The organism is Cellvibrio sp. (assembly GCF_039207905.1).
Taxonomy (GTDB): Bacteria; Pseudomonadota; Gammaproteobacteria; order Pseudomonadales; family Cellvibrionaceae; genus Cellvibrio.
The window spans coordinates 168,406-183,304 of the sequence record NZ_JBCECX010000006.1 but is presented as its reverse complement, the minus strand read 5'-3'; the positions used below and the strand labels follow the sequence as shown (position 1 = coordinate 183,304).

At 46.5% G+C, this 14,899-nt stretch carries 13 protein-coding genes; 10 read left to right on the top strand and 3 right to left on the bottom strand.

The annotated features are described in order from the left end of the window. The 3 genes from AAGC78_RS05560 to AAGC78_RS05550 all read right to left on the bottom strand — a co-directional run. The coding region (locus AAGC78_RS05560) for a hypothetical protein (protein WP_435783054.1) at nt 1–192 on the bottom strand (192 nt) is incomplete at its 3' end. A 664-nt stretch (nt 193–856) separates the two neighbouring features. Next, nucleotides 857–1,471, bottom strand: a complete 615-nt coding sequence (locus AAGC78_RS05555) for a redoxin domain-containing protein (RefSeq protein ID WP_435783053.1) — start codon at nt 1,469–1,471, stop codon at nt 857–859. Between the two features lie 89 nt (nt 1,472–1,560). After that, nucleotides 1,561–3,744, bottom strand: a complete 2,184-nt coding sequence (locus AAGC78_RS05550) for a protein-disulfide reductase DsbD family protein (protein WP_435783052.1) — start codon at nt 3,742–3,744, stop codon at nt 1,561–1,563. Nucleotides 3,745–4,460: 716 nt separating this feature from the next. On the opposite strand from AAGC78_RS05550, the gene AAGC78_RS05545 reads away from it, so the two are divergent. From AAGC78_RS05545 to AAGC78_RS05500, 10 genes are all read left to right on the top strand, one after another. Beyond that, nucleotides 4,461–5,456: a sulfate ABC transporter substrate-binding protein gene (locus AAGC78_RS05545; RefSeq protein ID WP_435783051.1), complete on the top strand. Its 996-nt coding sequence runs from the start codon at nt 4,461–4,463 to the stop codon at nt 5,454–5,456. 288 nt (nt 5,457–5,744) lie between these two features. Then, a complete protein-coding gene (locus tag AAGC78_RS05540; RefSeq protein WP_435783050.1) occupies nt 5,745–5,921 on the top strand; it encodes a YezD family protein in 177 nt (58 codons plus the stop codon). A gap of 147 nt (nt 5,922–6,068) precedes the next feature. Continuing rightward, nucleotides 6,069–7,328, top strand: coding sequence for a porin (locus AAGC78_RS05535; RefSeq protein WP_435783049.1), 1,260 nt, complete (start codon nt 6,069–6,071; stop codon nt 7,326–7,328). Between the two features lie 225 nt (nt 7,329–7,553). Next, nucleotides 7,554–7,730, top strand: a complete 177-nt coding sequence (locus AAGC78_RS05530) for a YezD family protein (protein WP_435783048.1) — start codon at nt 7,554–7,556, stop codon at nt 7,728–7,730. 85 nt (nt 7,731–7,815) lie between these two features. Further along, nucleotides 7,816–9,066 (top strand): porin, encoded by a 1,251-nt coding sequence (locus tag AAGC78_RS05525; protein WP_435783047.1) that lies wholly within the window; start codon nt 7,816–7,818, stop codon nt 9,064–9,066. A 98-nt stretch (nt 9,067–9,164) separates the two neighbouring features. Beyond that, nucleotides 9,165–10,169 carry a sulfate ABC transporter substrate-binding protein gene (locus tag AAGC78_RS05520; RefSeq protein ID WP_435783046.1) on the top strand — a complete coding sequence of 335 codons (1,005 nt, stop codon included), beginning with the start codon at nt 9,165–9,167 and terminating at the stop codon, nt 10,167–10,169. Nucleotides 10,170–10,287: 118 nt separating this feature from the next. After that, nucleotides 10,288–11,169, top strand: coding sequence for a sulfate ABC transporter permease subunit CysT (cysT, locus tag AAGC78_RS05515; RefSeq protein ID WP_435783045.1), 882 nt, complete (start codon nt 10,288–10,290; stop codon nt 11,167–11,169). A 2-nt stretch (nt 11,170–11,171) separates the two neighbouring features. Next, a complete protein-coding gene (gene cysW / locus AAGC78_RS05510; protein WP_435783044.1) occupies nt 11,172–12,068 on the top strand; it encodes a sulfate ABC transporter permease subunit CysW in 897 nt (298 codons plus the stop codon). Nucleotides 12,069–12,109: 41 nt separating this feature from the next. Further along, entirely contained in the window at nt 12,110–13,168 is a 1,059-nt protein-coding gene (locus tag AAGC78_RS05505) for a sulfate/molybdate ABC transporter ATP-binding protein (protein WP_435783043.1), read from the top strand. Between the two features lie 373 nt (nt 13,169–13,541). After that, nucleotides 13,542–14,810: a sigma-54 interaction domain-containing protein gene (locus AAGC78_RS05500; protein WP_435783042.1), complete on the top strand. Its 1,269-nt coding sequence runs from the start codon at nt 13,542–13,544 to the stop codon at nt 14,808–14,810. Nucleotides 14,811–14,899: the final 89 nt, after the last annotated feature.

The following is a 14,899-nucleotide window of genomic DNA, read 5'->3' as shown; positions in this document are numbered from 1 at the left end:
GCTAGATTCTGTGCGCCCCTCACTTAAAAATGAAAATCTGTCTTCAACCGGTGGAGTTGAATTTTTCCTTTTTGACTCCGATTCCGTAGCATTAACGCATTTTATAAGAAGTGTAACTGCCTCACTAATTTTTCCTTGCCGTTTTAATTTATTAATTGTTTCTACGCAATCAGTATAGTTCTCGCCAGACATTTCTAAATTCCTGTTGATGCAGCACTATGATTGTTTGGGTTTTAACACCACATTGTTAAGAGTAATAAATAACCCATTAGAATAGTTAAGGGCTTTTCCACACTTCGTTTTATAACTTTTTGAGCCTTCACGAGTAACTGGCGGCCGATTTAATGGTTTATAGCTAACCTCTTGAACCTCTTCAATTACTTCATAGTCGTTGCCGTGGTTGTCACAGAACATTCCTAAACTATTAATTTTCAATTATTACTCCGAAGTCTGATTTCATAACAGTTTATTAGACGGCTGAAGCCGTATATCACTCAGCCGGTTATCATTTTTGAATGATTTCGTTTGGAGCAAACTTCCCCATAAAAATCATATGGTTATTTTGGCAAATGTAGTTATCAGAAACTACAAACCCGGCTTGTGCCGTATATCACCCATTATTGGTGGGACCAAAACATCACTCCAAGTTACTGTTTTCGCTAGTTTTGCGATTGCTTATTTAAAATCAACCATTGATATACGGCGCCAGCCGGTTATCACTAGCCGATATTAAAGACTATTGCGGGGATTCGTGCCAGCGGGAATTACGGGGTATTACGATGGTGGGTAGATATAGAGGGGAAATAAAAACGGGCCGTGATGCGGCCCGTTTTTATTGGTAACGCAGACTAATTGATTAGCTCGCGTATTTTATTGAGCAACCGTATGGCGCGGTGCTTGGGTTTGGTACTTTTTTACCGGCAGCCAGAGCTTCCAGAGCTTGTTTTACGTATGGAGTGGCTTTAGGGATGTCGGCAGCTTTGCTGGATTTAATGCTGTCGATTCCGCCTTTATAAACCAAGGTGCCTTCTGCATTAACAATGAAAAGGTGCGGGCTGGTTTGGGCATTGTAGAGTTTGCCGATGGAACCATCGGCATCGAGGATGGTATTGGTTGGAGTCGCACCGCGCTTCTCATTCAGTTTGATTGCGGTGGTGCCGTCTACATTACCTTGTTTGCCTGGGGCAGAAGAAATGACTTGCAACCAGACTACGCCATCAGCAACGGCAGCTTTTTGCAGTGAAGGAATATTACCGCTTTGGTCGTAGTGCTTAACTACATAAGGGCAATCGTGGTTGGTCCATTCAAGCACTACTGTTTTCCCTTTGTAATCGGAAAGATTAATAGTAGTGCCATCAGCCGCTTTGCCGGAGAAAGCTGGTGCTGCTTTATCGATAACCGGTTCGGCCATAGCCTGTGAAGATACAAACGCAAACGCGAGACTGGCTGCTGCAATTTTTAAGAATGACATAATGAACTCCTATCAATGGTAATGACTAAAATTTAAAGGTTAGCGTTACGAAAAAATGGTTGTTAATAGTCTGTTACTCCTTTAGAAAATTAATGGGACGATGTATTGGTTACCGCCGAGATAACAATGTCCGGCGTAAGAATCTGGGGTAACTCTGCAGGTTCACCGGCTTTTCCTGCGGGATAAAACACATACAGCGGAACACCACTGCGATTGAATTTTTTCAGGAAGTTGGTGATCTCCAGATCGCGGTTGGTCCAATCCCCTTTCAGATAAGTAATGCCATTATCGTTAAATGTTGTTTTTACTTTGGCATCACTCAGGGCCACACGTTCATTCACCAAACAGCTGATACACCAGGACGCAGTGAAGTTGAGGAAAACGGGTTTTCCTTCATTTAATAATTCTGCTAACCGTGCCTCGCTGAACGGCTCCCAATTTTTTTCTGCTGATTTACCAACGTTTGCTGCTGCATCCGCTGTTGCAAGACCAGCAGTGGCGACACTGGAATTCACACCCACATAGCCGGTAAACAATGAGAGCAAGACCAGTGCCAAGGCCGACAGTGTTCCTGCACGCCTAACGCGATTGGACGAGACTAGCGTACTGTCATACAACCAAGCTGCCAGTGCGATGAGCAACATACCGCCGAGCGCGATCACAATGGAATTCACTCCCGCTTGTTGCGCCAGCACCCACACCAACCATATCGCAGCGGCATACATAGGAAATGCGAGGAATTGTTTGGCGCGATCCATCCACACACCGGGGCGCGGCAACCAGCGCTGCAAGCGCGGCCAACTGGTGAGCAATAAATAAGGCAAAGCCAGGCCTAAACCCAAGCTTAGGAAAATCGCGAGCAACTTAACGGCAGGTTGTGCCAGCGCGTAGCCCAAGGCAGCAGCCATAAATGGAGCCGTGCAAGGTGTTGCAACAATAGTGGCCAATACACCGGTAAAAAAACTGCCGCTGTAACCGGGCTTTTCGGTGAGCGATGACCCCACGCCCGCAACTGAACCACCCACAAAAAACACACCGGACAAACTCAAACCCACAGCAAACATCAGGTAGGCCATTGCCAATACAAAGAGTGGCGATTGGAATTGGAAACCCCAACCGATTTGCGATCCACCGGCTTTTAATAAAATCAGCAGCAGCGCGAGAACCGCGAAACTCGCCAGCACACCCAAGGTATAAACAAAACCTTGCAGACGAATTTCAGCCGCACTGTGATTGGCGTGACTGACCAGCGATAAGGCTTTAATGGAAAGTACGGGGAAGACACAGGGCATGAGGTTCAAGATAACCCCACCAATTAATGCCAGCAGCACTGCAGTAAAAAAACCGATACTCGAATTAGTATTTGCACCAGCGGGCTGAAGTTGGGTTTTAACTTCAAATCCGCGCGCGATTGTTTGATCACCTGACTGCTCAGTGACAACCAACACACCGGTCAACTCATCACCTTGTTTCAGCGGCGCCTCACCGGTTTTAATCGTTAACTCGATGCCATCGCCAACCGGCTTGCGCAGCTGTTCGCCGCTCTGCTGTATGCGGCCCCAATCGTAAGGATAAAACCAAATGTCTTTTACCTGCGCGAGCTGGGCATCGCTTAACGCGATGTGAAGTGTTAGTTCACCCTGCCCCGTTTCTGCATTAAGAGCACTTTGACTTGCGCGAATATCCCAAGGGCTTGCCACTGGCAAACGCGCAAGGGCTTGATCAATACGCGGATCACCTGCCCCTGCAGGCTCACCTGCCGCAACAATTGGCAGCTCAAGTGCAAGCTCTACTTGCTGCGGAATACATTCTTCTTCACACACCAACCAATCAACCAGTGCATGCGCCTTGAATTGCTCGCCCGGAATCGCATTGGCGGGAACACTAACTTTGGTTAATAGGGTGACATCATTTTCATAGGCGTAATTAGTAATTGGCCCCATGGAAAAGCGGCTGGGCGCTGGCCAGATGATATCGCTGGCAGTTGCACCCTCTGGCAAAGTCCACTCAATAGTCGTGGCATTGCCTGAATCGCCGGGGTTGATCCAGTAGGTATGCCAGTGGGGAATGATTTTTTGATTAACGCCGAGATAGATTTCCGCACCGGGATGAACATTTGCCACTGAGGCTACAAGCTGTGCTTGCACCTGTGGTGTTTCCGCTCGATCCGATACAGCCTGCGCAAATGCAGGAGAAGCGGCTACGCCCGCTAATGAGGCTAATAGCGAGGCAAGGTTTACATGTGCTTTGAACTTACTCAACAAACCTGTCATTCATCACCAGAATAAAATTATTAGAAGCGAATCAGCGCCGATCAAATCAGCATCGCTGGCAAATTAGGCTATCGGGTTACGACCCACAACATAACGCGAAAGTTTCTCAGTTACGGACAATTTACCTTTCTTTAATGCCCACATACAACAGTGCGATAAACCCGCACTAAAGTCAGGGTTATATCGACTTCTACAACCCTATAAAAAAACGCGTTATATGCTCGCCCAGCAAATATCTTTCCATCCAGCAAATACCCTTCCATATAGTCGCAACCCAAGCAACTCAGGAGATCCAATTGAAATTTGTTTCTATTTAAACAATCCGGATTTTGCAATTGCTCTTAAAACAGCAATCAAATTCGACTAAAGAGTTTATTTTTAAACACCAAAAAACTAAGACTTTTTTAACCAACTTAAACGACAAAATAATTATCACGCTTTAAGTCGTTAAAAAATCAGCGATCACCGAAAGCGAATCACGTTGAATCCCTTATCACCTTTACTTATGCAAAATCGTTAGCCGCTTAAAACAAAGTGTTTTTAATTAAACAACTATTGCTGCGGGATATCTGGCATAGATCTGGCTTTAGTGGAATTACCCAGGAATTCTCCGCACGAAAACGTGGAGCTTAGGGAAAATCAAAAATCAGCGCAGTCAATGCAGATTTAATTTATAGATTTATTTTTACCTATTTATTTTCTATTAAGGAAACGCCATGAAATTGTTAAGTAAACGCGCTGCGTTATTTGCGGCAACTGTTTTGCTCACCTCTGCGAGCTGGGCAAAAGACGTTACCTTGCTCAATGTATCTTATGATCCAACTCGCGAACTTTATCGCGAATTCAACGCATCATTTGCAAAACATTGGAAAGAAAAAACCGGTGATGATGTAAAAGTTGAACAATCCCATGGCGGCTCTGGTAGTCAGGCGCGCGCGGTATTGGACGGCTTGAAAGCAGACGTAGTGACTCTTGCATTGGCGGGAGATATTGATCCGCTCGCTAAAGGACAATTGCTTGCAGATAACTGGGCATCACTGCTACCAAGTAACAGCGCTCCTTACACCTCTACCATTGTATTTTTGGTACGCAAAGGAAATCCAAAAGGAATTAAAGACTGGAATGATCTGGTGAAATCCGGTGTGGAAGTGATTACACCTAACCCTAAGACTTCTGGTGGTGCGCGCTGGAATTATCTCGCGGCTTGGGGTTATGCCAAGAAGCACGAAGGCAGTGATGCTGCAGCACAAGAGTTTGTGAAAAAACTCTACAAAAACGTTCCTGTTCTCGACTCAGGCGCGCGTGGCTCGACCACTACTTTCGTACAACGCGGAATCGGTGATGTGCTGCTGGCATGGGAAAATGAAGCGCATTTGGCTATCCAGGAAGCAGGCACTGATGATATCGCCATCGTTTATCCATCTTATTCAATCCTTGCCGAACCACCGGTTGCAGTAGTAACCAAGAATGCATCTGCTAAAGGCACCACTGCAGTGGCAGAAGCCTACCTGAAGTACCTCTACACCAAAGAAGGCCAAGAAATCGCAGCGAAAAACTTCTACCGTCCACGCGATGCACAGGTAGCAGCCAAGTTTGCGAAGAACTTCCCGAAAATTGAATTCACCACCATTAGCGATTTCGGTGGCTGGAGCAAAGCACAGCCTGAACACTTCGGTGACGGTGGCGTTTTCGACAAAATCTACGCCAAGTAATACCCATCGCAATACCAACACATTCTGATTAAAAACAAATCAACGACAACACTCGCCAAGCGCGAGTGTTGTTTTTTAAACACCTTAAAAATGAATTTGCTGATTATCAAACATGCAAGTGTTGATAAATACGCTTTTCGCATAACCCGCAAAAAGATCGTTATAAGCTAATAAAAAATCAGTATTTTTCGTTTTAAAAGATCATCCATATGATTGCGCCAACTTCAGGAAATAATGCTTTTGCACGACACCTGAATAACGCATTCACTCATTTTTGAGAGGCACGCTATGGGAACCCATCGTCCAGAGATTACCAATACCGCCGACGATGTGCTGGCTGAAATTAAACGGCAGTTAGCGCAAATTCGTTATGGCTCGGTTGAAATACAAATTCACAACGGCCAAGTCGTGCAGTTGGAAAGCAGAGAAAAAAAGCGCTGGGATAAAAGCGTCAACGCTCGATAGTCACAGCTTTTCTCGATAGTCACAGTGTTTATAGCAGTAAAAAAATGAAGTAACCGTTACACCCTTTGATCTTACACACGCATTTAAAACTTAAATAAAACACTGACCGGATCACCGGAAGTGATACGTCATTTTTCGGAGATTAGCATGTCATTAACGCACAACATCAATAATTCATTTACTCGCACAGCACTAGGTGCTGCCATTGGTTTGGTACTTTCTGCCAATGCATTTGCGGGCTTCCCTACCCTTTACGGAAAACTGCAATTAACCGCAGGCCAATACGATTTTGAAAAACTGGAATTCCCACTCACTGCACCAGGCGCCACCACCTACAGACACGTGGGCGCAACCGGTGTTGCTACTGAACTGGACAGCTTCACCGTAGAAAGCATCGGCTCACGTTTGGGTGTGCAAGGTGATTTTGATGCGGCTGCCGGTGTAAATGTGTTTTATCGCATTGAGTACGGCGTGGACGCGGACAACGGCACCAACAGCAATGGCCGTGAACTGGTTCAGCGCAACATTTTCGGTGGTATCCGCGGCGAATGGGGTGCTTTGTTAGCCGGTAAAAACGATACCCCACTGCGCTCACTGGCTGGCCGCAATGGCACCATCGTAAAAAATGGCTACGTTCCAGCAGTACAACGCACTGACATCGACCGCTTCAACGAAGCACCATTGGCTGATATCGGCACTTATCTGGTAGGCGAAAACCGTGTCGACAACGTTATCCAGTACACATCGCCAGTGTTGCTCGGCGGTTTGGAAATTAACATCGCTGCAGTTCAGGGCGAAGAAACCGGCGTATCGCAAAGCGCGACCAACCAACAAAACGATAACGACTTCGCCTCTGGCCAGTCTGTCTCTGTTGGCTACGGCAAAACCAGCTGGTTCGTGGGCGCTGCTTACGAAAGCAACGTAGTGAACAGCGATACCTTGCGCGCAATCGGTGAAGTTACCCTTGGCCCGGTCAAACTTGGCGCGATCTATCAAAAAGCAGAACGCCATGAAGACTACGACAGCCTCGGCGGCTTCGGCACCTTCGTTAACGCCAACACCACTACCGTGGGCGCACAAAACGGTTTGAACCCACTCTCTGAATGGGATGGCGCTGCCGGAACTGCCTACCAGGAACAAGATGGTTATGTATTGAATGGTGTGTGGAAAATTGCCGGCCCATGGTCAGCTAAATTCCAATATGCCGCCAGCACTTCAACTCCTACCAACGAAACCTATGGCGATGTTGATCTTGATGCGCTTGCCGTTGGTGTGGATTACGCATTGAACGAAGCAACCCGCCTGTTCAGTTACTACGCCGAAGTTGAGAGCAAGGGCGATGCTTTAATCAGCACCCAAGCTGTTACCGATAGCGTACTCACCGTTGGTTTGGATTTCCGTTTCTAAACCTGATCTCACCATTCTTTTTGGATGCCTCCCCACCCTGCTGCGCAAGGACGCGTAGCCATAGGGTTGAGCTTCTCGCCTTGGTGCCTATAGCCATCACATCAACGTTATAAGCTAATAAAAAATCAGTATTTTTAGTTTTAATGGCACATGAATATGATGGCGACAACATTCAGGAATCACCTGAATAACCTAAAGCAACAAGTTAAGTAATAGAGAAACATTATGGAAACTCACCGCACCGGGCAGGCAGCAATTCCAGAAGATGTATTGGAAGAAATCAAACAACAACTGGCATTAATTCAATTTGGCTCATTGGAAATTCAAGTTCACAACGGGCAAGTTGTACAAGTTGAACGCCGCGAAAAAAAACGCTGGGAAAAAAGTGTAAACACTAAGTAGTCAGCAAGCTCTCATTAAAATTTAAAACAAACGAAAAACACTGACCGGTTATCCGGATGTGAATGATAAATTTTTGGAGATTAGCATGTCATTAAAAAATACGTGGTCGGTTGTGCGATCACTCGCTGCAAAAAAATCGTTTCAACGCAACGCATTAACGGTAGCCGTTGGTGTTGCACTGTCAGCCAATGCATTCGCGGGTTTTCCAACGCTGTACGGAAAAATCCACTTAACCGCAAATCAATATGATTTGGAAAAACTGAATTTTAATCCTACCACTCCTGGTGGTACGACTTTCCCACACGTCGGTGCAACCGGTGTGACAACTGAATTAGACACCTTCGCGGTAGAAAGCACCGGTTCACGCTTGGGCATCCAAGGTGATTTTGATGCATCAGCCGATATCACTGTGTTCTATCGCTTGGAATATGGTGTTGACGTAGACAACGGCACCAACAGCAACGGCCGTGAATTAACCCAACGTAATATTTTTGGTGGCATCCGTGGCGATTGGGGTTCATTGCTCGTTGGTAAAAACGATACTCCATTAAAAACCCTGCAAACCAACACTGTATTGCGCAGCGATGTTGATCGTTTTAACGACTCACCTTTAGCTGATATCGGCACCTTTATTGTTGGTGAAAACCGTCCTGATAACGTTATTCAATACACCTCACCTATCTGGTTTGGCGGTTTGGAATTAAACGTTGCAGCAATTCAAGCAGAAGAAACTGGCGTTCCGGTAAGCGCAACTAACCAACAAGACGACAATGGTTTTGCATCAGGTAAATCAGTATCGGTTACTTACGGTAAGGCAAAATGGTTTGTAGGTTTAGGCTACGACGATAACGTTGCAACAACCGATGCATTGCGCGCAATTGGTGAAATCACCCTTGGCCCGGTAAAACTCGGTGCAATTTATCAAACTGCTGAGCGTCATGAAGATGTTGATAGCCTGGGTGGATTGTCCACTTTCGTAGGCACCAACGGTACAACGCTCGGTGCACAAAATGGTCTGAACCCACTCTCTGAATGGGACGGCGCATCAGGTAATGCCTTCAAAGAACAAGATGGTTATATCTTGAATGCCCAATGGAAAATTGCTGGTCCATGGCTTGCAAAAATCCAATACGCCAGTTCAACCACCACACCAACCAACGAGCTTTATGCTGATGTAGATCTGGAAGGTATCGCGGTAGGTTTGGATTACAACTTTAACTCAGCAACACGCGTATTTGGTTACTTCGCTAGCGTAGAAGCCGAAGGAGACGCAAAAATCAGTACCAAGAGCACGACCGATAAAACGGCAGCTTTAGGTCTTGATTTCCGTTTTTAATTCAATCGCTTCCTGGCCCTGTTTGCACCGCAAACAGGGCGCACCAAAACCAGATTTCTATTGAGCAAAAACCAGATTTCCATTGAGAGAGAACGATCATGAAATTGAATTTACGATTTATTAGCAAATCAGCAGCAATCATTGCTGCAAGCCTTATCGCAGGTAGCGTGTTTGCAAAAGACGTTACCTTGTTAAACGTATCTTACGATCCAACCCGCGAACTGTATCGCGACTTTAACGCTGCTTTCGCTAAACACTGGAAAGAAAAAACCGGTGATAACGTCCGCGTAGATCAATCTCACGGTGGTTCAGGTGCACAATCGCGCGCGGTAATTGACGGCTTGCGCGCAGACGTAGTGACACTCGCACTCGCTGGTGATATCGATCCTATCGCTAACATTGCTGGTCTGCTGCCGAAAGATTGGGTAACCAAGTTGCCACAAAACAGCGCTCCATACACCTCAACAATTGTGTTCTTGGTACGCAAAGGCAATCCAAAAAATATTAAAGACTGGAATGATCTGGTTAAAAAAGGTGTTGAAGTAATTACCCCTAACCCAAAAACTTCTGGTGGTGCACGTTGGAATTATCTTGCAGCCTGGGCTTACGCCAAGAAGCAAGGTAAAGACGATGCCGGTGCAAAAGAATTTGTTCGTGAGCTGTTTAAAAATGTTCCCGTATTGGATACCGGTGCTCGTGGCTCAACTACAACTTTCGTACAACGCGGAATCGGTGATGTATTGATTACCTGGGAAAACGAAGCCTTCCTTGCGGTTAACGAGTTGGGTGAAGACGAAGTTGAAATCGTGGTACCAAGCTTGTCGATTTTGGCTGAACCATCAGTTGCTGTAGTTGATGAGAACGCAAAAAACAATGGCAACGCAGAAGTTGCTAAAGCCTACCTTGAGTATCTTTACACCAAAGAAGGCCAAAACATTGCTGCAAAACATTACTACCGTCCACGTGATCCACAAGTTGCTGAAGCCTTTTCTAAAACTTTCCCTAAATTGGAATTGGTAACTATCGACGATTTTGGTGGCTGGGTTAAAGCACAACCGTTCCACTTTGGTGACGGCGGCATCTTCGATCAAATCTATCAATAACCCTACCCTAACCCTCCCCTTAACACGGGAGGGTATTTGGCTCCTCCACTTTTTAAAGGGGAGGTCGGGAGGGGGTGACCCGGTTTCCTGACCACAGGTACTATAAAGAGAGTTGTTCATGAGTGAGATAGCATCTGCGGTGTTAACAACATCGCCTTTACCCAAACCCAAAAAGCCCTGGGTAAAAAAATCGGTACTGCCCGGTTTTGGTTTGTCCATCGGACTCGCCGCACTTTACGCCAGTTTGATTGTATTCATTCCACTCGCAGGCCTTGTGCTTAAATCCCTTGAACTTAGCTGGACTGATTTATGGGCAGTTGTCAGTAACGCGCGCGCAGTCGCCAGTTACAAATTAACCTTCGGCGCCTCACTCGCAGCAGCCAGTATCAACCTTGTATTTGGTTTGATCGTCGCATGGGTATTAGTGCGTTACGATTTTTTTGGTAAACGCGTAATTGATGCATTGGTGGATTTGCCATTTGCATTGCCTACAGCTGTTGCCGGTATTGCACTGACAGCCCTCTACACAACCAAAGGTTGGGTTGGCCAATGGTTCTGGTTAGCGGATATAAAAATTGCTTACACCTGGCTCGGCGTTACTGTCGCACTTACGTTTATTGGTTTGCCATTTGTGGTGCGAACCGTACAACCTGTTCTTGCTGATCTTGAATCAGAAGTAGAAGAAGCAGCAGCCAGTTTAGGTGCATCGCGCCTGCAAACATTCAGACGAGTTTTATTACCTGCCCTTTTGCCATCACTGTTAACCGGTTTTGCGTTGGCGTTTGCGCGCGCAATTGGTGAGTACGGTTCTGTAGTGTTTATCAGCGGAAATATGCCGTATAAAACTGAAATCACCCCGCTGTTAATTATGACCAAGCTCGAACAATTTGATTACGCCGGTGCCGCTGCACTAGGCACGGTTATGTTGATATTTTCCTTCGTGCTGTTATTGCTCATTAACTTGCTCCAGCATTGGAGCCACAAGCGCACAGGAGGTTAATCATGGCCGGTGCTGTTTCATCATTGAAATCACGTAAAACGGGCGCTGCCCATGCAGCGACCAACGAAGCAACCTGGGTACGTATTACCTTGATCAGTGTTGCATTAACTTTTTTAGCATTGTTTTTATTTTTACCTTTAGTAGTTGTCTTCAGCGAAGCCTTTGCCAAAGGTACACAAGTGTATATTGCTGCGATTACTGAACCTGCAGCAGCTCATGCGATCAAATTGACACTGATTGCCGCCGGTATCGCGGTTCCGTGTAACGTTATCTTTGGTTTGGCTGCTGCATGGGCCATTGCCAAGTTTGATTTCCGCGGAAAACAATTTGTTATTACTTTGATCGATTTGCCTTTTGCTGTATCGCCGGTTATTGCTGGTTTGATTTATATGCTGTTGTTTGGCCGTCAGGGATTTTTTGGCCCCTGGTTAGGCGATCACGATATCCAGATTATGTTTGCTGTACCCGGTATTGTACTTGCCACTGTGTTTATCACCTTTCCTTTTGTTGCGCGTGAGCTAATCCCGCTAATGCAAGAGCAAGGTAAAGAACAGGAAGAAGCGGCAATTACTTTAGGTGCAAGCGGCTGGAAAATGTTTTGGCGAGTTACTTTGCCATCGGTTAAATGGGCACTGCTCTACGGTATGATTTTGTGTAATGCGCGCGCCATGGGTGAGTTCGGCGCGGTGAGCGTGGTATCCGGAAAAATCCGCGAGCAAACCAATACGCTACCACTGCACATTGAAATTCTGTATAACGAATATCAATTTGCCGCCGCCTTCGCAGTAGCATCACTCCTCGCCCTGTTGGCGTTAGTGACCCTGGTGCTGAAAAGCCTGCTGGAATGGAAAGCAGCGCGTGAACATGAATTGGCAGTGCGTGCCGCGAGCGCGCAATAAAACCCTATTTGCGAGAAACTCTTTTTTTACGAGACAACTCTATGAGCATCCAAGTCCGCAATTTACATAAAACATTTGGCAATTTTACTGCGCTGAATAACGTTTCACTTGATTTCCCTACCGGCGAACTGGTCGCTTTGCTTGGCCCATCCGGCTGCGGAAAAACTACGCTGCTGCGCATTATCGCCGGGTTGGAAAATCCCGATGCAGGCAGCGTACATTTCCACGGTGAAGATGCCACCAACGTTCACGTGCGCGAACGTAACGTGGGCTTTGTATTCCAGCATTACGCCCTCTTCCGCCACATGACGGTATTCGATAACGTCGCTTTTGGTTTGACAGTTAGACCAAAAGAAACGCGCCCGAGCAAAGAATTTATCAACAAGCGTGTGCATGAATTGTTAGAGCTGGTACAACTGGATTGGTTGGCAGATCGCTATCCTCACCAGCTGTCCGGTGGACAACGTCAACGTATCGCATTGGCGCGTGCGCTTGCCGTAGAACCAAAAGTATTGTTACTTGATGAACCCTTCGGTGCGCTTGATGCAAAAGTGCGTAAGGATTTGCGCCGCTGGTTGCGTCGCTTGCACGACGAATTACATATCACCTCTATTTTTGTAACCCACGATCAGGAAGAGGCAATGGAAGTTGCCGATAAAATTGTGGTACTCAATAAAGGTAATATCGAACAAATTGGTACGCCGGATGACATCTACAACAATCCTGCCAGTCCATTTGTGTACGACTTTATCGGGCAGGTAAATTTATTCCACAGCCGCGTAGACAATGGCTGGGCCCATATAGGCGATTACAAGCTGCCTGCGCCTGAGCACAATCAGGTTCAAGACCAAGCGGCTATCGCGTATGTGCGTCCACATGATATTGAGCTGAGCGAAACCAGCAGCGAAGGTGCAATTGCCGCGCGTGTAGCTCACGTTAGCACCGCTGGCTCGGTATTGCGTATTGAGCTGCAACACCAGCTCAACAGCGATGTACTGCACGTAGAATTGCCACGCGCGCAAGAGCGCTCGCTTGACCTGCGTGTGGGTGCAAACGTTTATGCAAAACCAACCAGTTCAAAAATATTTCTGCAGAAATAATTTCAAAATATCTTCGCGGTGGGCACCTGGCCCACCGCTTTTTCCTCTTTATTTTTTCCTGTTAACCCACATCTTCTTTTTCAACAGCATCAAAATCAACATTGACGCCACTCTTGTTAGGCACGCAAAACAACCGCACCAAAAACATTGTGCACCAATTTAATTCGCCTGATAAAAAATTCTCCGAACACTGCTTGATAATCACATTTTTTGCGTAGAAAACATCACGATTTGTTATGTTTTAAGCAACGTAATTCTTTGTAAATTAGTTATAAGTTTATAGATTTAAATTCCTTATTAAGTCCCTGATTTAGCGAATAGAATGCACGCAATAGCAATTATTTTTATTCACAAAATCAGTTGAGGAACCAACGTGAGTCAGGAAAATAAACAACCGGTTCTCTTATCCCTGGAAGGAGGCAACGCACAACCACTCTCAGTGAGAGCTAAGGCGTTAGTATTCTCCGATCCTATCTCTGCCACATTATTGGAATATATCGAGCGTATTGCCCCGAGCGAAGCGCCGGTATTAATCGGCGGCGAAACAGGCACAGGCAAGGAGTTAGTAGCTCGCCATATTCATTTACTGAGTGGACGTAAAGGTCCGTTCCTCGCCGTCAATTGCGGCGCAATCAGCGATCAATTAGCCGAGAGCGAATTATTCGGCCATGAAGCCGGTTCGTTCACTGGTGCAGTAGGGAAGCGTGAAGGTTGGTTTGAAGCGGCAAATGAAGGCACATTGTTTCTCGATGAAATCGGTGACCTGCCCCTGCCCTTGCAAGTAAAACTGTTGCGCGTGCTGCAAGAGAAAGAAGTCGTGCGTATTGGCTCACGCAAAAGTATTCCGGTGAATGTGCGCCTTGTAGTGGCGACTAACGTTGATTTGGATTACGCCGTGTCTGCCGGACATTTCCGTCGCGACCTGCTCTACCGGATTAATATCGCGCAAGTAAAATTACCACCGCTGCGCGAAAGACCGGGCGATATATTGCCGCTCGCTGAACACTTTTTAAAAACCTACAGCCAACGCATGGGTTATCGCCAACCACAATTTTCTGCAGGCGCAGTCGATTTGTTGGTGACCTATTCATGGCCGGGTAATATTCGCGAATTGGAAAACGTTGTGCATTTTGCGCTGTTGGTTTCCAGCGGCGATAAAATTGAACCAGCACATTTAAAAGTGACTGGTGGCTGGAGTACCGGGAGTAATCATCAACAGGTTCCACAACCGGTACATCAACCCTTACACAATACTAACGGGCAAAGCCATTCCTTCGGCAACTCCGGCTTTGGTGTACACCACGGCGGACTAAATGGCTCTGATGGTGGTGCGGGTAATGGTTCAAGTGGTAGCGATGATCCTATGACTGCTATCGCCAAACAATTGCGTAGACTGTTCACCGAGCAAGGGGATAGCGATCACTTCGACAAACTTGAAAGTTTGATTGTGCATGAAGCCTTTGCCCATGTGCGCTCCAACCAGGTTCACGGCGCGGCCTTGCTGGGCATTTCACGCAACGTAATGCGCACCCTGTTAAAACGCCATGGATTGCTTGCTGATACAAGTTTTAGCCGCGTTAATGATGCAGGCGAGCAAGAAGAGGATGAAGTGCAACACCTGAATGCCAGTTACGCTGGCTAAGAAGCTGGAGAAGCCCACCGTTAATTGGTGGGCTTTCAGTTTACTCTGCGGAAGAATCTTTAACGACTAGCAAAAACCGAACAAACTGC